Origin of the sequence: Streptomyces sp. NPDC002619, from assembly GCF_042889305.1 — a bacterium.
GTDB lineage: Bacteria > Actinomycetota > Actinomycetes > Streptomycetales > Streptomycetaceae > Streptomyces.
Genome location: NZ_JBIAQV010000012.1, coordinates 96,336 through 114,589, shown reverse-complemented (window position 1 = coordinate 114,589; position 18,254 = coordinate 96,336). Strand labels below are relative to the sequence as shown.

19 protein-coding genes are annotated in these 18,254 nt (G+C 71.0%); 7 read left to right on the top strand and 12 right to left on the bottom strand.

The features are described 5' to 3' along the window. Positions 1-127: 127 nt before the first annotated feature. Complete coding sequence (locus ACFYXB_RS20900) at positions 128-955, top strand: hypothetical protein (protein WP_389584365.1); 828 nt, start codon at positions 128-130, stop codon at positions 953-955. 43 nt (positions 956-998) lie between these two features. Here the strand turns inward: ACFYXB_RS20900 and ACFYXB_RS20895 are convergent, their stop codons facing one another. Continuing rightward, positions 999-1,418 (bottom strand): organic hydroperoxide resistance protein, encoded by a 420-nt coding sequence (locus ACFYXB_RS20895; RefSeq protein WP_389584364.1) that lies wholly within the window; start codon positions 1,416-1,418, stop codon positions 999-1,001. Between the two features lie 96 nt (positions 1,419-1,514). Further along, positions 1,515-2,513, bottom strand: coding sequence for an NADP-dependent oxidoreductase (locus ACFYXB_RS20890; protein WP_389584361.1), 999 nt, complete (start codon positions 2,511-2,513; stop codon positions 1,515-1,517). A 130-nt stretch (positions 2,514-2,643) separates the two neighbouring features. On the opposite strand from ACFYXB_RS20890, the gene ACFYXB_RS20885 reads away from it, so the two are divergent. The 3 genes from ACFYXB_RS20885 (at position 2,644) to ACFYXB_RS20875 (ending at position 6,732) form a co-directional block, all read left to right on the top strand. Next, positions 2,644-3,078 carry a MarR family transcriptional regulator gene (locus tag ACFYXB_RS20885; RefSeq protein WP_351351012.1) on the top strand — a complete coding sequence of 145 codons (435 nt, stop codon included), beginning with the start codon at positions 2,644-2,646 and terminating at the stop codon, positions 3,076-3,078. 118 nt (positions 3,079-3,196) lie between these two features. After that, entirely contained in the window at positions 3,197-3,991 is a 795-nt protein-coding gene (locus ACFYXB_RS20880) for an EI24 domain-containing protein (RefSeq protein ID WP_389584357.1), read from the top strand. Positions 3,992-4,308: 317 nt separating this feature from the next. Continuing rightward, positions 4,309-6,732: a beta-glucosidase gene (locus tag ACFYXB_RS20875; RefSeq protein ID WP_389584354.1), complete on the top strand. Its 2,424-nt coding sequence runs from the start codon at positions 4,309-4,311 to the stop codon at positions 6,730-6,732. Positions 6,733-6,808: 76 nt separating this feature from the next. Here the strand turns inward: ACFYXB_RS20875 and ACFYXB_RS20870 are convergent, their stop codons facing one another. Then, the gene (locus ACFYXB_RS20870) at positions 6,809-7,783 is read right to left on the bottom strand and encodes an aldose epimerase family protein (RefSeq protein WP_351351007.1); all 975 of its coding nucleotides are present in this window, start codon (positions 7,781-7,783) and stop codon (positions 6,809-6,811) included. Positions 7,784-7,799: 16 nt separating this feature from the next. Continuing rightward, entirely contained in the window at positions 7,800-8,687 is an 888-nt protein-coding gene (locus ACFYXB_RS20865; protein ID WP_389584351.1) for an SGNH/GDSL hydrolase family protein, read from the bottom strand. 273 nt (positions 8,688-8,960) lie between these two features. Between ACFYXB_RS20865 and ACFYXB_RS20860 the strand changes: the two genes are divergently transcribed. After that, positions 8,961-9,455, top strand: coding sequence for a DUF3145 domain-containing protein (locus ACFYXB_RS20860; RefSeq protein ID WP_351351005.1), 495 nt, complete (start codon positions 8,961-8,963; stop codon positions 9,453-9,455). Between the two features lie 172 nt (positions 9,456-9,627). On the opposite strand, the gene fabF is transcribed toward ACFYXB_RS20860, so the two are convergent. From fabF to fasR, 5 genes are all read right to left on the bottom strand, one after another. Beyond that, positions 9,628-10,899 carry a beta-ketoacyl-ACP synthase II gene (gene fabF / locus ACFYXB_RS20855; RefSeq protein ID WP_389584347.1) on the bottom strand — a complete coding sequence of 424 codons (1,272 nt, stop codon included), beginning with the start codon at positions 10,897-10,899 and terminating at the stop codon, positions 9,628-9,630. An 86-nt stretch (positions 10,900-10,985) separates the two neighbouring features. Next, positions 10,986-11,234: an acyl carrier protein gene (locus tag ACFYXB_RS20850; protein WP_015660680.1), complete on the bottom strand. Its 249-nt coding sequence runs from the start codon at positions 11,232-11,234 to the stop codon at positions 10,986-10,988. Positions 11,235-11,315: 81 nt separating this feature from the next. Further along, positions 11,316-12,347, bottom strand: a complete 1,032-nt coding sequence (locus ACFYXB_RS20845; RefSeq protein WP_388502531.1) for a ketoacyl-ACP synthase III — start codon at positions 12,345-12,347, stop codon at positions 11,316-11,318. Between the two features lie 22 nt (positions 12,348-12,369). Beyond that, positions 12,370-13,299: an ACP S-malonyltransferase gene (locus ACFYXB_RS20840; RefSeq protein ID WP_389584560.1), complete on the bottom strand. Its 930-nt coding sequence runs from the start codon at positions 13,297-13,299 to the stop codon at positions 12,370-12,372. An 89-nt stretch (positions 13,300-13,388) separates the two neighbouring features. Then, complete coding sequence (fasR, locus tag ACFYXB_RS20835; RefSeq protein WP_389584342.1) at positions 13,389-14,594, bottom strand: fatty acid biosynthesis transcriptional regulator FasR; 1,206 nt, start codon at positions 14,592-14,594, stop codon at positions 13,389-13,391. Between the two features lie 206 nt (positions 14,595-14,800). On the opposite strand from fasR, the gene ACFYXB_RS20830 reads away from it, so the two are divergent. Next, positions 14,801-15,454, top strand: coding sequence for a pirin family protein (locus ACFYXB_RS20830; protein WP_351351067.1), 654 nt, complete (start codon positions 14,801-14,803; stop codon positions 15,452-15,454). On the opposite strand, the gene ACFYXB_RS20825 is transcribed toward ACFYXB_RS20830, so the two are convergent. Both ACFYXB_RS20825 and ACFYXB_RS20820 read right to left on the bottom strand, forming a co-directional pair. Next, positions 15,451-16,269 (bottom strand): serine hydrolase domain-containing protein, encoded by an 819-nt coding sequence (locus ACFYXB_RS20825; protein WP_389584339.1) that lies wholly within the window; start codon positions 16,267-16,269, stop codon positions 15,451-15,453. The genes ACFYXB_RS20830 and ACFYXB_RS20825 overlap by 4 nt on opposite strands. Positions 16,270-16,287: 18 nt before the next feature. Then, complete coding sequence (locus ACFYXB_RS20820) at positions 16,288-16,758, bottom strand: GNAT family N-acetyltransferase (RefSeq protein WP_389584337.1); 471 nt, start codon at positions 16,756-16,758, stop codon at positions 16,288-16,290. A gap of 96 nt (positions 16,759-16,854) precedes the next feature. Between ACFYXB_RS20820 and ACFYXB_RS20815 the strand changes: the two genes are divergently transcribed. Then, positions 16,855-17,343, top strand: a complete 489-nt coding sequence (locus tag ACFYXB_RS20815) for a MerR family transcriptional regulator (RefSeq protein WP_389584334.1) — start codon at positions 16,855-16,857, stop codon at positions 17,341-17,343. On the opposite strand, the gene ACFYXB_RS20810 is transcribed toward ACFYXB_RS20815, so the two are convergent. Continuing rightward, positions 17,344-18,198 (bottom strand): DUF4429 domain-containing protein, encoded by an 855-nt coding sequence (locus ACFYXB_RS20810; protein WP_389584331.1) that lies wholly within the window; start codon positions 18,196-18,198, stop codon positions 17,344-17,346. Positions 18,199-18,254: the final 56 nt, after the last annotated feature.

Sequence of the window (18,254 nt, the reverse complement as noted above, 5' to 3'; positions counted from 1 at the left end):
ACAAGGCTCTCGTCAACCGCCTAGGGGATGGGGCTCAACTCGCCACACCGATATGGCGGGTTCCCCACACAACTTTCACAGCAGCCCCTATGAACGTTACCTACGAGGAACTTAGTCTTCCCGCGTCATGGACTACTGCCACCCGTGCCGACGGCACCTCAATGGCGCCCTCGCCTGCCCGGGGTGCGGCACACCGATCGAACAGCTCCGCGCGTACGCGCGCGACATGGACATGCGCCAACAGGCGTCGTACGGCAAGGAGTACGCGTACGGCGGACAGGGCTCCGCGGGTGACGTAGGCGCCGCACGCGACGCACATACCGACGCCGACGATGCCGACGCCGACATATCGGATGACGACCCGGACGAGGACGACGAGCCGCGCGGCCGGGCGGCCCGGCGCCGGGAACAGGGCCGCGGCCGGGGCCGCTCGCGCGGCAGCGGCGGGGTGGCCGAAGGTCCGGCCGGTGGCGAAGCGAGCCGCCGCGACCGCAAGGCGGCGGCGCACCGCAGACGGCGGCGCCGGATCCTGCTGGTCACCGCGGGCTTCGTCCTGGCGGCGGGTGGTCTGAGCCTGGCCGAACTCGGCACGGACGCCCCGTTCTCCCTCCCCAAGCCGGCCGCGGCCGAGGGCGATTCGGCCGACGGCGGTTCGGTCACCTCGCAGCCGAACGAGACGACCGAACCGAGCTCGAAGGCCCCGGCTTCCCCGGATGCGTCCGCGTCCCCCTCGGTCTCCGAGTCGGCCACGGACAAGGCGTCGAAGTCGCCGGACGCCAAGCCCACGGACAAGTCGGAACAGTCGGCGACGACGGGCCCGCGCCCGACCGCCCGTCCCACCCGACCGGCTCCCCGTCCATCGGCCACCCCGACGTCGAGGCCCTCGACGTCCAACCCGACCCCGGTGCCGTCCCCCACGAAGACGTGCAACCGGTTCCTGTGGTGGTGCACCTGAGGTGAGCTGAGCGACCGGTGGACAGCCCGTGGGCGACCGGCGGTCAGGCCAGGGTCACCGTGATGTTGCCGCGCGTCGCCTTCGAGTACGGGCAGACCTGGTGGGCCTGCTCGATCAGCGTGCGCGCGGTGGCCGCGTCGACGTTCGGGATGTGCGCCGAGATCTCGACGATGATCCCGAACCCGTCCTCGTTCTTGCCGATGCCGACCTTCGCGGTGACGGTCGACCCGGAGATGTCGGCCTTCGCCTGGCGCGCGACCACGCCGAGGGCGCCCTGGAAGCAGGCGCTGTACCCGGCGGCGAACAGCTGCTCCGGGTTGGTGCCGGCGCCGCTGCCGCCCATCTCCTTGGGCGGGCTCACGACGACGTCGAGCTTGCCGTCGTCGGTGGCGACCCGGCCGTCGCGACCGTTCTCGGCGGTGGCGACGGCGGTGTACAGGACGTCGGACTGCTGAATGGGCATGCGGTTGTCTTTCTCCTAGGGCCGCCGCGACTCGCGCCCACGATCGCGACGGAATTCGGAAAGAAGTTACCGCATGTCGGAAGCCGGAGGGTATCCCTACAGCTTGACGATCATCTTCCCGGTGTTGTCCCCGCGCAGGACGCCGAGGAACGCCTCCAGGTTGTTCTCGATGCCCTCGACGACCGTCTCGCGGTACTTGAGCGCGCCCGAGGCGACCCAGGGGCCGACCTCCTGGACGAACTGCGGCTGCAGGTCGTAGTTGTCACCGACCAGGAAGCCCTCGATACGGCCGCGGGTCTGGATGAGACGGGCCAGGTTCCGCGGGCCGGGCGCGGGCTCGGTGTTGTTGTAGACGGAGATCATTCCGCAGATCGCGATACGGCCGCGCAGATTGAGGGAGCCGATGGCCGCCTCCAGGTGCTCGCCGCCGACGTTGTCGAAGTAGACGTCGATCCCGTCGGGCGCCGCCGCCCGCAGCTGCTCGCTCACCGGCCCCTTCTTGTAGTTGAAGGCGGCGTCGAAGCCGTACTCCTCGACGAGCAGCTTGACCTTCTCGTCGGACCCGGCCGAGCCGATGACCCGCGAGGCGCCCTTGAGCTTGGCGATCTGGCCGACCTGGCTGCCCACGGCACCGGCCGCGCCGGAGACGAACACGATGTCGCCCTCCTTGAAGGAGGCGGTGCGCAGCAGGCCGGCGTAGGCGGTCAGGCCGGTCATGCCGAGGACGCCGAGGTACGTCGACAGGGGCGCGGCCTCGGAGTCGACCTTGACGGCGTGCTTGGCGTCCATGACCGCGTACTCGCGCCAGCCGAAGAAGTGCAGGACGTGGTCGCCGACGGAGATCCCCTCGGCGTTGGAGGCGACGACCTCACCGACGGCGCCGCCCTGCATGACCTTGCCCAGCTCGAAGGGGGCGGCGTACGACTTGGCGGCACTCATTCGGCTGCGCATGTACGGGTCGACCGAGAGATACTTGTTCCGCACCAGCACCTGGCCTTCGCCGGGCGTCGGGACAGCCGTCTCGACCAGGGCGAAGTCCTCAGGCTTCGGCCAGCCGACGGGACGGCTGAGGAGGTGCCATTCGCGGTTGATCATGACGGTGCCTTTCGGGTTTGCTGCAGCATTTACTTCAGTGCCATTACTTCGGTGCCATTTACTTCAGCATCTGAAACAACCATGCTCCTGAATATTTCAGCATGTCAAGTAACGGGTTACGCTGGAGGGCATGTCCACCCCACACAAGACCCGCCCGGACGCACTGACCCTGGAAGTCGTCGAGCTCATCGGTGACGTGGTGGCCCGGTTCTACGCGGACTACGAGGACGTGGCGGCCGAACACGCGCTGACCGGCGCCCAGGCCCGTCTGCTGAGCCTGCTGTCGCTGGAGCCGCTGCCGATGCGGAAGCTGGCGAACAAGCTCAAGTGCGAGCCGTCGAACGTCACCGGGATCGTGGACCGCCTGGAGTCCCGCGGCCTGGTGGAACGCCGACCCGACCCCTCGGACCGCCGGGTGAAACTCGCGGCGACGACGGAGGAGGGCCACCGCGTCGCCCGCGCCCTGCGCGAGGACCTGCGTTTCGGCCGCGAACCCCTCGCGGGACTGACGGGCGACGAACGCCGGTCGCTGCGGGACCTGTTGAGGCGGATGCTGGACGCCTAGCATCGGCCGGCCTGTCAGCCGAAGGCGAGCAGCGTCGCTCCTCGGCCGGTCAGGTGCGCCGACCCTGTCGATCACCGCTCACAACCGGGCCCGCCAGCCTGCCCGATAGGGTTCCCCCATGCGTGATCTAGGGGTGGGATTCGGCTATCTCCTCATGGGCCAGCGTTGGGTGGGCCGGCACGGGAAGCAGTTCGGGTTCGGGCTGGTGCCCGGGCTGATCACCCTCGTCGTCTATGTCGTCGCACTTGTCGCGCTGGGCATATGGGGCGAGGACTTCGTCGGCTGGTCCACCCCCTTCGCCGACGACTGGTCGAGCCCCTGGCAGGGACTGTTCCGCGGGTTCCTCACCGCCGTGCTGTTCGCCCTCGGTCTGCTCCTCTCCGTCCTCACCTTCACCGCCGTGACGCTCCTGATCGGCCAGCCCTTCTACGAGAGCCTCTCCGAGACGGTCGACCGGGACGTGTCGCCCGACGGCACCGCGCCCGAGTCCGGCCTGCCTCTGTGGCGCGAACTGTGGATCTCGGCCCGGGACAGCCTGCGCATCCTCGTCCGCGCCCTCCTGTGGGGTGTGCTGCTCTTCGCCCTCGGCTTCCTCCCGGTCGTCGGGCAGACCGTCGTGCCGGTGATCGGCTTCTTCGTCACCGGCTTCTTCCTCACCGAGGAACTCACCGGCGTCGCGCTCCAGCGCCGAGGCGTCGAACTCCGCGAGCGCCTCACGCTGCTCCGCTCCCGCAAGACCCTGATCTGGGGCTTCGGCACCCCGCTCGGCCTCGCCTTCCTGGTCCCGTTCGTCGCCGTCTTCCTGATGCCGGGCGCGGTCGCGGGCGCGACGCTCCTCGCCCGGGAACTGCTGGGCGAGGAGACGGAGGAAGGGGCGGACGAGGACGCGGAGAACCGGCAGGTCACTTCCTGACGCGGATCACGTCCGCCGCCACAGCGCCGAACCCTCCTGTACGACGATCCGGCGGGCCTGCGTTCAGGAGTGCGCGACCTCCGTGGTACTGGGCCACGGGGTCGGGCAGTCGCGCGGCGGCCTCGCCCAGTGCCGTGACGAAGGCTCGCGCTGCTGGGGCAGCCGACCGCCCGCGCACGGTCGCCACGTAGACCGCGCGCGCCGCCGTACCGGCGTCCGGCCGATAGCCGCACGGCCGGCGGTTCGCGTGCCGGTTGGGACGCGGGCCGCCGAGGCAGGATGGAGATGTCCGTGGACTTCGACGAGGAGGCACCGCGATGGTGGAAACCCCGGAGGACCGGGCCCGTGAGGCGGTCGTGGAGGCCGCTCTGGGGCGGCTCGACCTGGATGCGAAGGCCCGGCTCCTGGCCGGTCAGGACATGTGGACCCTGCCCGCGCTGCCCGAGATCGGGCTGAAGTCCCTCGTGATGTCCGACGGCCCGATCGGGGTCCGGGGCGTGCGCTGGACCGCCGACGACCCGTCCGTCGCGCTGCCCTCGCCGACCGCGCTCGCCGCCACCTGGGACCCGGACCTCGCCCACCGCGCCGGCGTCCTGCTCGCCCAGGAGGCCCGCCGCAAGGGCGTCCACGTGCTGCTCGCGCCCACCGTCAACCTGCACCGCTCCCCGCTCGGCGGCCGGCACTTCGAGGCCTACAGCGAGGACCCCTACCTCACCGGCCTGATCGGCACCGGATACGTGCGCGGTGTGCAGTCCGGCGGCGTCGGCACCACCGTCAAGCACTTCGTCGCCAACGACGCCGAGACCGACCGCTTCACCGTGAACAACCTGGTGTCCGAACGCGCCCTGCGCGAGCTGTACCTGGCCCCCTTCGAGGCGATCGTCGAGCACGCCCACCCCTGGGGCATCATGACCGCCTACAACACGGTCAACGGCACGACGATGACCGAGCACCACCACTTGGTCGACGAAGTCCTGCGCGGCGAATGGGGTTTCGACGGGTTCAACGTCTCCGACTGGATGGCCGCCCGGTCGACGACCGCCGCGATCAACGGCGGCCTCGACGTCGCCATGCCCGGCCCGAAGACGGTGTACGGCGCGGCCCTCGCGCGGGCCGTGCGCGCCGGTGAGGTCGCCGAGGCCGCCGTCGACACCGCCGTACGCCGCGTGCTGCGGCTCGCCGCCCGCGTCGGCGTCCTCGCGGGAGCCGAACCGGCCGTGACCGAGCCGCCCGCACCGGTCGACGGACCGGCCCTGGCCCGTGAGATCGCCCGCCGCGCCTTCGTCCTCGTCCGCAACGAGCACGCCGTCCTGCCGCTGCGTCCCGGCACGGTCGCGCTCATCGGCGCCGCCGCCCGTGACGCCCGCGTGCTCGGCGGCGGCTCCGCCACCGTCTTCCCGGACCGGATCGTCTCCCCGCTCGAAGCCCTCACCGCCGCCCTGCCCGAGGGCACCCTCAGCTACGCCGTCGGCGCCGACCCCGTCACCGAACTCGCCCTCGGCGCCCCCGGGTTCACGCTCGCCGCCGTCTGCCGCGACGCCGCCGGACACGTCATCGGCACTGGCACCGCACCCGGCGGCCAGATCCAGTGGCTGGGCTCCGACCTCCCCGAGGGCGTCACCCACGGCACCCTCCGCACGGTCCAGTTGACCGGCCCCTTCACCCCGCGCGAGAGCGGCACGCACACCTTCGGCATCAAGGGCCTCGGCCCCTTCACGCTCACGATCGATGGAACGACGCACTACGACGACGCCCAACTCCCCGACGCCGACGACCCGTTCGTCACCTTCTTCGGCGACCCCGTGCCCCATGCCCAGGTCGACCTCACCGCCGGTGAACCGGTCGACATCTCCCTCACCCACGTCGTCACCTATCCCGACGAGGCCCCGCTCAAGAGCGTCATCTTCGCCCTGGCCCACCAGGGCCCGCCGCGCGACCCCGCCGACCTGATCGCCGAGGCCGCCCGGGCCGCGCGCGGTGCCGACACCGCCGTCGTCGTGGTCGCCACCACCGAACGCGTCGAGTCCGAGGGCTTCGACCGCACCGACCTGCGCCTCCCCGGCCACCAGGACGCCCTGGTCCACGCCGTCGCCGCCGCCAACCCCCGCACGGTCGTGGTCGTCAACTCCGGTTCCCCGGTGGAACTTCCGTGGCGCGACGAGGTCGCCGCCGTCCTGCTGAGCTGGTTCCCCGGCCAGGAAGGCGGCGCCGCGCTGGCGGACGTGCTGACGGGGGCGTACGAGCCGGGCGGCCGGCTGCCCACCACCTGGGGCTCCCTGGCCGACGCCCCGGTCACCCAGGTCGTCCCGGAGAACGGCGAACTGCCCTACAGCGAGGGCGTGTTCATCGGCTACCGAGCCTGGGAGCGGGCGGGCCGCACCCCGTCGTACCCCTTCGGCCACGGTCTCGGCTACACCGAGTGGACGTACGAGTCCCTGGAGGTCGAGGGCACCACGGTCACCGTCCGCCTGCGCAACTCCGGTCAGCGCGCGGGCCGCGAGGTAGTGCAGGTCTATCTCACCCCGACCGAGCCGGACCCCGAGCGGCCCGCCCGGTGGCTCGCCGGATTCGCGGGCGTCGAGGCCGAACCCGGCGCGAGCGTCGAGGTCACCGTCGAGCTGCCGCGCCGCGCGTTCGAGATCTGGGACGAGAACACGTGGGCGGTTGTGAAGGGTTCGTACGAGATCGCCGTCGGCCGCTCGATCAACGACCGCCGCCTCACGACCACGATTAACGTCTGACCCGGGACCAGGCATACCGCCCCCGAGCAGCCCCGGTCCGGGACCTGACCCCTGGACCGGGGCTCGCCGAACCGAGTTACGACCGTACGCCGAAGCCGTACACCGTCTCCGAGCGGTACACCTCGCCCGGCCGCAGCTGGGTGCTCGGGAAGTCCGGGCGGTTGGGGGAGTCGGGGAAGTGCTGGGTCTCCAGGGCGACCGCGTCGCCGGGGGCGAAGGGCTCGCCGAGGTGGTCGGCGGTGTAGAGCTGGATGCCGGGCTCGGTCGTCGCCACCGTCAGCACCCGGCCGGTCGCCGGGTCGTGCAGTTCGGCGACCTCGACAGGCGTGTCCGTGACGCCCTTGTCGAGCACGTAGTTGTGGTCGAAGCCGGAGCCGACCTTGTGCGCCTTGCGGAAGTCGAAGCGCGTGCCGGTCACGTCCTCGGGCTCGCCGACCGGGATCTGGTGCGCGTCGACCGGGGTGAACCGGGAGGCATAGAGCCGCAGTTCGTGCCCGCCCGCGTTCCCCGCACCAGCCAGGTTGAAGTAGCTGTGGTTGGTCAGGTTCACCACGGTCGGCTCGTCCGTGACCGCCTCGTACGCGATCCTTAGCGCACCGGACTCGTCCAGCGTGTACGTCGCCGTGACCTCGAGCCGCCCCGGGAAGCCCTCCTCGCCGTGCGGACTGACCCGCGTCAGCCGCACCCCGTGCTCGACCGGCTCCGCGTCCCACACGCGCTTGTCGAAGCCGCGCGGGCCGCCGTGCAGGTTGTTGGGCCCGTCGTTGGGTTCGAGCGCGTAGATCAGGCCGTCCAGCGGGAAACGGGCACCGCCGATCCGGTTGGCGTAGCGGCCGATCAGAGCGCCCAGGAACGGTTCCGGGTGGGCCAGATAACCGTCGAGGCCGGCGAATCTCAGCACGATGTTCGCCGCTCGTCCGTCCCGGTCCGGGACCTCCACGGACTGGACGATCCCGCCGTACGTCAGGACCCGCACCCGCACTCCCGCGCGCTTCAGCGTCCAGCGGTGGACCGGAGTGCCGTCGGGAAGTGTGCCGAAAAGTTCGCTCATGTGGAAAAATTCTAGGTCACGGCCCCTCCGCCGTGATGGTCCGGTACGCGATCGCGGCGAGCCGCGCCTGGCCGTCCTTGCTCGGGTGGAACCAGTCCCAGTGGCTCAGCTGGGCCGGGCCGAACTCGTAGGCGAACACCGCGCCCCCGTCGAAACGGCACCGCCGGTCCTTGGCACACACCTCCTCCAGCACCTGGTTGTAGTCCTCCACCCGCTGCTGCACCCTGTCCCGGCGCACCGTCGCCGCCGAGCCCATCTCGTCCGCGTCGCCCAGCATCGACGGGCAGATGCCCAGCTTCCACACCTGCCTGCCCAGCGGGTTCGTACGGCCCTGCGACCACAGCCGCTTCAGGTTCGGCACGCTCGCCACGTACACCTGCGTCTTCGGCAGCGCGCGACGCAGCGTGGCCAGCGCCTCCTCGAACTCCTCCCGGAATTCGTCCACCGGCGTCATCGCCCGCGCCGAGGACCGGCAGGCGTCGTTCGCCCCCGCCATCACCGTCACCAACTGGGGCCTGCGCGTGGCCGCCTGGGCCATCTGGTCCGGGAGGTCGGCCATTCGGGCGCCCGTCATCGCGTAGTTCCAGCTGTACTCCTCGGCCCGCGTCCGCCCCAGCAGCCGTACCGCCAGGCTGTCGACCTCGGTGCTGGTGCCGGTCGCCCAGGACACCTCGGGGCAGTCCGACAGCACCGAGCAGGCGTCGAAACCCCGGGTGATGGAGTCGCCGACGGCGGCGACGGAGGACGGGCTGCGGTCCCACACCGGGCTGAGCCTGGCCTTGGTGGCCTTGGTGGCCTTCGGCGCTGGGGAGTTGCCCCCCAGGGCGTCGCAGCCCGCCACGCCCAGCGCGGCCGCCAGCGTGACGGCGAGGACGGCACGGGAACGCCGACGTCGGTTTCGCATGCCCTTGTCCATCCCCTTTTCCTACTGTCACGGTGCCCAACCCATGCTGTGTCCCTATAAAAGCAACGCGCGAGGGTTCCCGGGGTTCGGCATGCAACGCCTCACACCCGTACAAGCGTCCCCCTGGGTGAATGGCAGGGGTTCCTGGCAGCGGGACGGTCCGTACGTCACACTCCTCGCGCCGCCGCACGGTAGCCTCGCCATCAACGTGGCCGTCGCGCCACGGCCGCCCTGCCCGACTGCAACAATGACCCGCTCTGCCCGGAGGTCCCGGTGACGACACGTGGAGTTCTGTACGTACACTCCGCGCCGCGCGCGCTGTGCCCGCACGTCGAGTGGGCCGTCGCCGGGGTGCTCGGCACCCGGGTCAGCCTCGACTGGATCCGGCAGCCGGCGGCCCCCGGCACCTGGCGCTCGGAGTTCTCCTGGCAGGCCGAGGAGGGCACAGCCTCCAAACTGGCCTCCGCGCTGCGCGGCTGGCAACTCCTCCGCTTCGAGGTCACCGCCGAGCCCAGCCCCACGGCCGAGGGCGAGCGCTACAGCTGCACTCCCGAGCTCGGCATCTTCCACGCCGTCACCGGCATCCACGGCGACATCCTCATCCCGGAGGACCGCCTGCGCGCGGCCCTGCTCCGCAGCCGGCGCGGCGAGACGGACCTGGAGGCGGAACTCTCCAAGCTCCTCGGCAAGCCCTGGGACGACGAGTTGGAGCCGTTCAGGTACGCGGGAGAGGGCGCACCGGTGCGCTGGCTGCACCAGGTCGTCTGAACCCCCTGAGGGCAGCGCCCCGAAAGGGGCGCGGGGCTGTGCCGACATGCGGCTCCGCCGCGTGGGCGCGACGAGCCCGCACGCGGCATACAACGGACACCGAAACGGCGATTGGCCCGCCCCCAACCCGGGGTGCGGGCCAATCGCCGTTCACGGCAACCTACGGCCGAACTCAGACCGTACGGAACGCAAGCACGACGTTGTGGCCGCCGAACCCGAACGAGTCGTTCAGCGCGGCGATACGCCCGTCCACGGGCAGCTTGCGCGCCTCGCCACGCACGACGTCCGCGTTCGCCTCCGCCTCGGGGTCGAGGTTCTCGACGTTGATGGTCGGCGGAGCCACCCGGTGGTAGAGCGCGAGCACGGTCGCGACCGACTCCACACCACCGGCGCCACCGAGCAGGTGACCGGTCATCGACTTGGTCGCGGAGACCGCGATGTGGTCCGTGTCGTCGCCGAACACCTTGCGCAGCGCCTTCAGCTCGGCCACGTCACCGGCCGGCGTCGACGTGGCGTGCGCGTTGACGTGCACGACCTCCGCCGGGTCCAGGTCGGTGTTGTCGAGCAGGTTCTGCAGCGCGTGCGAGATGCCGCGCCCCTCCGGCTCCGGCTGCACGATGTCGTGGCCGTCGGCGGAGATGCCCTGGCCGACCGCCTCCGCGTACACGCGGGCACCGCGCTTCGCGGCGTGCTCGGCGGACTCCAGGACCAGAACGCCCGCGCCCTCGCCGAGGACGAAGCCGTCGCGGTCGACGTCGTACGGACGCGAGGCACCCTGCGGGTTCTCGTTGTTCTTGGACATCGCCATCATGTTGCCGAACGCGGCGATGGGCAGCGGGTGGATCGCCGCCTCTGTGCCACCCGCGACGACGACGTCGGCGCGGCCGGTGCGGATCATCTCGATGGCGTAGCCGATGGCCTCGGCGCCCGACGCGCAGGCGGAGACCGGGGTGTGAACGCCGGCGCGCGCGCCGACGAGCAGACCGACGTTGGCCGAGGGGCCGTTCGGCATCAGCATGGGGACGGTGTGCGGGGAGACGCGGCGGACGCCCTTCTCCTTCAGCACGTCGTACTGGTCGAGCAGGGTCGTCACGCCACCGATGCCGGAGGCGATGACCGCGCCGAGCCGGTCGGGGTCGACGGCATCGTCCTCACCCGCGCGGGCGGTGAAACCGGCGTCCTTCCAGGCCTCCTGAGCGGCGATCAGCGCGAACTGCGCCGAACGGTCCAGGCGGCGGGCCTGCGGCCGCGGGATGACCTCGGAGGGCTCCACGGCGACGGGCGCCGCGATACGGACCGCCTGCTCGGCGGCCCACTCCTGCTCCAGGGGCTTGACGCCGGACTTGCCGGCGATCAGGCCCTCCCAGGTCGAGGCTGCGTCGCCACCCAGCGGTGTGGTTGCGCCGATACCGGTGACGACCACGGTGCGATTGGTCGGGCTCACGGGAATTCCTTCTCCAACGAAGTACGAGGATTCAGCGGCGCCACCGCCGGGTGGCGGGGCTTGCAGCGTCAGACCCGGGGGTTGACTCAGGCCTGGTGCTTGAGGATGTAGTCGGTCGCGTCGCCGACGGTCTTGAGGTTCTTGACGTCCTCGTCCGGGATCTTGACGTCGAAGCGCTCTTCGGCGGCGACGACGACCTCGACCATGGACAGCGAGTCGACGTCCAGGTCGTCGGTGAAGGACTTGTCCAGCTGGACGTCCTCAACCGGGATGCCGGCGATCTCGTTCACGATGTCGGCGAGACCGGCGACGATCTCTTCCTGAGTGGCGGCCATGTTGGCGCTCCTTCGTAGATATCCAGAGGGTGTGGCGGTGTTGCTCGACCCGTACCGGAAGCATGATCCGGCACGGAGTGCCTAGGGGAGGGTAACGACCGTCGCGGCGAAGACGAGACCCGCCCCGAAACCGATGAGCAGCGCGGTGTCGCCGCTCTTCGCCTCGCCGGTCGCCAGGAGCCGCTCCATCGCGAGCGGGATCGAGGCGGCCGAGGTGTTGCCGGTGGTGCGGATGTCCCGGGCGACCGTGACGTGCTCCGGCAGCCTGAGGGTCTTCACCATCGAGTCGATGATCCGCACGTTGGCCTGGTGCGGGATGAAGACGTCCAGGTCGTCCGCGGTGATCCCGGCCGCGTCCAGCGCCTGCTGGGCGACCTTCGCCATCTCGAACACGGCCCAGCGGAAGACCGCCTGGCCCTCCTGCGTGATCGCGGGGAACTTGACGTTGCCCTCGCTGTCGACGGGCAGGCCGGTCTGGTCACCGCTGCGGTAGCGGTCCCACGTCACGGTCTGCTTGATCGTCTCGGACTTGTCGCCCTCGGAGCCCCACACGGTCGGGCCGATCGCGGGTTCCTGCGAGGGGCCGACCACGACCGCGCCCGCGCCGTCGCCGAACAGGAAGGCGGTGGCCCGGTCCTCCAGGTCGGTCAGGTCGGACAGCCGCTCGACACCGAGGACGAGGACGTACTCGGCCGAGCCCTCGACGATCATGCCCTTGGCGAGCGTGAGGCCGTAGCCGAAGCCGGCGCAGCCCGCGGAGATGTCGAAGGCGGCGGCCTTGTCCGTGCCCAGCTTGTCGGCGATCTCGGTCGCGACGGCCGGGGTCTGGCTGAAGTGCGAGACGGTCGAGACGACCACGGCGCCGATCTGCTCGGCGGTGATGCCCGCGTCCGCGATCGCCTTGCCGGCGGCCTCGATCGACATGGCCGCGACGGTCTCCTCGGGGCCCGCCCAGTGCCGGGTCTCGATGCCGGAGCGCGAACGGATCCACTCGTCGGACGAGTCGATCTTCTCGAGGATCACCTCGTTGGGCACCACCCGGGTCGGGCGGTAGCCGCCGACCCCGAGGATGCGCGCGTACGGGGCGCCCTTGCTGGGCTTGATCTTCGACATGATCGGTCGGCTCCTTAGGGCGTCAGGCGTTTGCGTGCTCGGTGATGAGCTCGCGCGCCGCGTCGAGGTCGTCGGGGGTCTTCAGGGCGAGCGTCTTGACGCCCGGCAGAGCGCGCTTCGCCAGGCCGGTCAGGGTGCCGCCGGGGCACACCTCGATCAGCGCGCTGACGCCCAGCTCCTGGAAGGTCTGCATGCACAGGTCCCAGCGGACGGGGTTGGCGACCTGGCCTACGAGGCGCTCCAGCACCTCGGCGCCGGTGGCCACGGCCTTGCCGTCCTTGTTGGAGACATAGGTGACCTTCGGGTCCGCGGGCGCGAGATCCGCGGCGGCCTTGGCCAGCGTCTCGACCGCGGGGGCCATGTGGTGCGTGTGGAAGGCGCCGGCGACCTTCAGCGGCACGACCTTGCGGACGCCCTCGGGCTTGTCCTCTGCCAGCGCGGCGAGCTGCTCCAGCGTGCCCGCGGCGACGATCTGGCCCGCGCCGTTGATGTTCGCCGGGGTCAGGCCCAGCTTCTCCAGGTGCTTGACGGAGACCTCGGGGTCGCCGCCGAGCAGCGCCGACATACCGGTCAGCGTGATCGCGGCGGCGTCGGCCATGGCGAGACCACGCTTGCGCACGAGGCCGAGCGCGGCGGTGTCGTCCAGCACACCCGCGAAGGCGGCGGCGGTGAACTCGCCGACGCTGTGACCCGCGACCGCGCCCGGGGCGACGTCCTGCGTGATGTCACCCAGTGCCGCGGCGGACAGGATCCCGGCGGCGACCAGCAGCGGCTGGGCCACCGCGGTGTCACGGATGGCGTCCGCGTCGGCCTGGGTGCCGTAGTGGACCAGGTCGAGTCCGATGGCGTCCGACCAGGCGGCGATGCGGTCGGCGGCACCGGGCAGATCGAGCCAAGGGGTCAGGAAGCCGGGCGTCTGGGCGCCCTGGCCGGGAGCGACGAGTACAAGCACTCTCACACTCTCTCTTGTGGACGGCCACAGCCGCCCGTGAGGACAAGGACGAAGAACAGGAGGGGGTTTTGTAGGGCCCCGACAAAGGGCTACGACTGGAGATCGCCATCCACCAGACGCCCCAGGATCAGGGCGATCCGCAGCGTGAACGCGGATCGTACATCGGATGGCGACCAGCCGGTGACGTCCGTCACACGTCGGAGCCGGTAGCGCACGGTGTTCGGGTGGACGAAGAGCATCCGGGCGGCGCCCTCCAGGCTGCTCGCCTGTTCCAGGTAGACGGAGAGTGTCTCCAGGAGCGCCGAGCCGGCCTCCTCCAACGGTCTGTAGATCTCCTCCACCAATTGCTCACGCGCACCGGGATCACCGGCGATCGCGCGCTCCGGAAGCAGATCGTCCGCCAGCACCGGCCGCGGTGCGTCCTGCCAGGCGGTACACGCCTTGAGCCCGGCGGCGGCGGCCTGCGCGGACCGGGTCGCGGCCAGCAGATCGGGTACGACGGGACCCGCGACCACCGGTCCGGCGGCATACGGGCCGATCAGCGACTTGGCGACGGCGAGCGGGTTGTCCCGGCCGCCCGCGATCACGACGAGCCGGTCCCCGAGCACCCCGGTGAGGACCTGGAGCTTGGCGTGCCGGGCGGCCCGCCGGATCGCCTCGACGGTCAACTCGCTGTCGCCGTCGGGCGCGGTGCCGAGCACGACGCACACATGCTCCGGGGCGTTCCAGCCGAGCGCGGCGGCCCGGCTGACCGCGCCCTCGTCGGCCTCACCGCTCAACACGGCGTTCACGACGAGCGACTCCAGCCGCGCGTCCCAGGCACCGCGTGCCTCGGCGGCCTGGGCGTACACCTGGGCGGTCGCGAAGGCGATCTCACGGGCGTACACGAGGAGCGCCTCGCGCAGCACGCTCTCGTCGCCGGGCGCCGCCACCTCGTCGATCGCCGACTCCATGACCTCGATGGTGGTGCGCACCATCTCCACGGTCTGGCGCAGCGTGATGGCCCGCGTCAGCTCACGCGGCGCGGTCCCGAACACGTCCGTCGAGATGGCCTGCGGGGCGTCCGGGTGCCGGAACCACTCGGTGAAGGCGGCGATACCCGCCTGGGCCACGAGCCCGATCCAGGAACGGTTCTCCGGGGGCATGGCCCGGTACCACGGCAGCGTCTCGTCCATCCGCGCGATGGCCTGCGCGGCAAGACTCCCGGACGACCTCTCCAGCCGCTTCAGGGTCGCGGAGTGGGAGTGGACGTCATGCGCTGGGCGGTCGGGCTTATGGGCTTCGGGTTCGGGCACGGGACAAGACTGCCTTATTGGATGGATGGGTCGTGTACCGGGCGCTGGTTGTATTGGCTCGGTCGCCTACGGCTCCCTCGCGGCCCGCGCGTTGGACCAGTGGGCGTTGGTGGGCCCTTGCCGTTGGTTCGGGGGGCAGTGGGCGTCGGTGGAGCCGTACTGTTCGTTCGGTCACATTGTCTGTCGGGGCTACCGTGGGGGGCGTGATGGACGTACGGCGCGCTGCGGAGCGCTATCCCGGTGGGGAGCCGGAGGGCGGGATCGAGTCCTGGCACGCCTTCTCCTTCGGTCCGCACTACGACCCCGGCAACCTGCGCTTCGGCGCGGTGATCGCCTGCAACGAGGAACGGCTCGCCCCCGGCGCCGGATTCGACGAGCATCCGCACAGCCACACCGAGATCGTCACGTGGGTGGTCGAGGGCGAGCTGACGCACCGCGACTCGACGGGCCACGAGACGCTGGTGCGGCCCGGCGACGTGCAGCGCCTGAGCTCAGCGGGCGGTGTGCGGCACGTGGAGCGCAACGACGGCGACGTCCCGCTGACCTTCGTCCAGATGTGGCTCGCGCCCCTGGAACCCGGCGGCACCCCGTCCTACGAGATAGTCCACGGCATCGCCGACTCCACCCCGTACGCGGTCCCCGAGGCCGGAGCGATGCTCCACGTACGGCGCCTGGTCCCGGGGGAGCGGACCGCGGTTCCGGACGCGGCCTACGTGTACGTGCATGTGGTGCGGGGGGAGGTCCGGCTCGGAGGCGAGAAGCTCGCCCCGGGCGACGCGGCGCGCATCACGGAGGCCAGGGAGTTGGAAGCGGTCGGCGTGACGGCAGCCGAACTCCTGCTGTGGGAGATGTCCGGCTAGCGCAGCTCCCCCAGCACCGCATCCGTGAACACCGGCCAAGCCTCGACCGCCCACGGTCCGAACGCCCGGTCCGTCAGGGCAACCCCCGCCACCCCCGCATCCGGGTCGACCCACAGGAACGTACCGGACTGGCCGAAGTGGCCGAAGGTGCGCGGCGAGGACGAACTGCCTGTCCAGTGCGGTGACTTGGAGTCGCGGATCTCGAAGCCGAGCCCCCAGTCGTTCGGGTTCTGATGCCCGTACCCCGGCAGCACACCCTTCGTCCCCGGGTACTGCACAGTCATCGCCTCGGCCACCGTCTGCGGTTCCAGCAACCGCGGCGCCTGCAACTCTGCGGCGAAGCGCAGCAGGTCCGCGACCGTCGACACCCCGTCCTTCGCCGGCGACCCGGCCAGCGATGTCGACGTCATCCCCAGGGGCTCCAGCACCGCCTGCCGCAGATACTCCCCGAAGGGGATGTCCGTCGCCTTGGCCACATGGTCCCCGAGTTGCTCGAACCCCGCGTTGGAGTACAGCCGTCGTTCTCCCGGAGGCGCCGTCACCCGGTGTTCGTCGAAGGCGAGTCCCGAGGTGTGGGCGAGGAGATGACGGACCGTCGCCCCGGGGGGCCCGGCCGGCTCGTCGAGTTCGATCGCCCCCTCCTCGTACGCGACGAGCACGGCGTACGCCGCGAGCGGCTTGGTGACCGACGCCAGCGGGAATTTGGCGTCGACCGGACCGTGGGTCCCGAGGACCGTGCCGTCGGCGCGTACGACCCCCGCCGCGGCGGTGGGCACGGGCCAGTTCTCGATCAGCGCGAGGCTCTGCAGCGACATGCCGTCGAGCCTACGGGCTCAGAGCCTCAGCTCCAGCAAGGGGTCGGGCTTGGGCCGGAAGCCGAGTGAGTCGTACAGCGGGCGCGCCTCGGCGGACGCGGTGAGCTGGACCTGACCGGCACCGCGCGAGCGGAACCACTCCAGCAGTTCGCCCATGCACGCGCGCGCGTACCCGCGCCGGCGCGCCTCCGGGTCGGTCGCCACGCTGAACACGAAGCCCACCGTGCCCAGCGGATTGGCGGCCCGCCCGATCCGGTACTCGATCGTCCCGGCCGCCAGCGTGGCCAGCGCCCCCGGCCGCTCGGGATGGTCCACGACGAACACGGCGAAGTCCCCCTCCGGCTCGCCCAGGCGCTTCCGGAGATTGGGCAGGGACTCCCCATGCCAGTCCGTGGACCGGTCGTTTCCGAACAGCGAATCGATCATCAACTGTCGAAGACGCAGCACTTCCTGTGCGTCCTCGGGCGCGGCGCGACGTACGAAACTCATGCCCCGCACATTAGCCACCGCCCTCGGGACAGTCCCGCCCGTTTCTTACCGGGTTCGCTTGCTTCGAGTGCACTCCAAGGCCATAGCGTGGAGGTCATGACGGTGATGCACACCACGCCCGCGGACACCGAGCAAGATCTCAACCCCGCCGACATCTGTTCCGCCCCGCCCCGGCGCCACCCCCGCCCGGACGGGGAGGACAGCTACACGATCAGCGAGGTCGTCGTTTTCACCGGCCTGACCGCCCACACCCTGCGCTGGTACGAGCGGATCGGCCTGATGCCCCACATCGACCGCTCGCACACCGGCCAGCGCCGCTACTGCAACCGCGACCTGGACTGGCTGGACTTCGTGACCAAGCTGCGGCTGACCGGCATGCCGGTGGCGGACATGGTGCGGTACGCCGAGCTCGTGCGCGAGGGCGACCACACGTTCGGGGAGCGGCAGGAGCTGCTCGAGTCCACCCGCCGGGACGTACTGACCCGGATCGCCGAGCTGCGCGACACGCTCGCCGTGCTCGACCGGAAGATCAGCTTCTACGCCGACGGCGTGCGTGAGTGGGAGCGGGAGCGGGCCGGCCGCTGATCACAGCTCCGCCAGCAGCTCGGCCTTCTTCACGGAGAACTCCTCGTCCGTGACCAGCCCGGCCCGGTGCAGCTCCCCGAGGTGACGGATCCGCTCGGCGATGTCCGCCGGGTCGCGGCGCGCCGGTGACGCAGCGGGTACGGCGGCCACCGCGCCGCGCTCGCGGACCGCGGCCAGGACGGCCGCCGCGAAGGGCAGCGACTCGTGGACCGGGCCGTAGCCCAGGCCGAAGACGACCGTCGCCGGGTCCTGGTCGGGCGGGGCGGGCTGCTCGGCCGGGGCGTCGCGGTGCAGGAGCCGCAGATGCCCCTCGAAGACCTCGGGGGAGCGCCACTCGACCCCGCTCAGGTCGGCGACCGGGAAGCTCTGGTCGCCGGCCTTCCACTTCGCCGAGGACGCGCCCGTCCAGAACCAGCGGAAGTGCACGGCCGTACCGTCGAAGGACGCCTTCGCGTCGTACGCCTTGAAGTGCCGGGGCGCCTCGGGGGCCGGGACCAGATGGCGCTCGGCCGGACCGGACTCGGTCAGCAGCCCGCTCAGCTCGTCGGCGTAGTACTCGGCGAGGGTCTCGCGCTCGGCGGGCATGACCAGTCGGTAGGGGTCGTTGCCCTCCGCCAGCTGCCCGGCCGCCGCCTCCATCAGGGGATCGGCGCCGGGGCGGGGCTCGGCGCGCAGTACGACCGTGCCGCGCTTGCCCGATGTGAGTGTCACCCCCTGCAACGCCGCGAGGGGGACACGGCGTTCACCGAGGGCCTGGAACAGCTTTGGTGTTCGAATCCCCCTTTCGTAGCGGATGAGCACGGAGTCGGACTCGAACTCCCAGGCGGCATGAAATCCGGCCAGTACGTCACCCATGCGGCTCATCGTATGCGGCACGCGCTCCTCCGTCCCCTCCCCGCGCAGACCGCAGT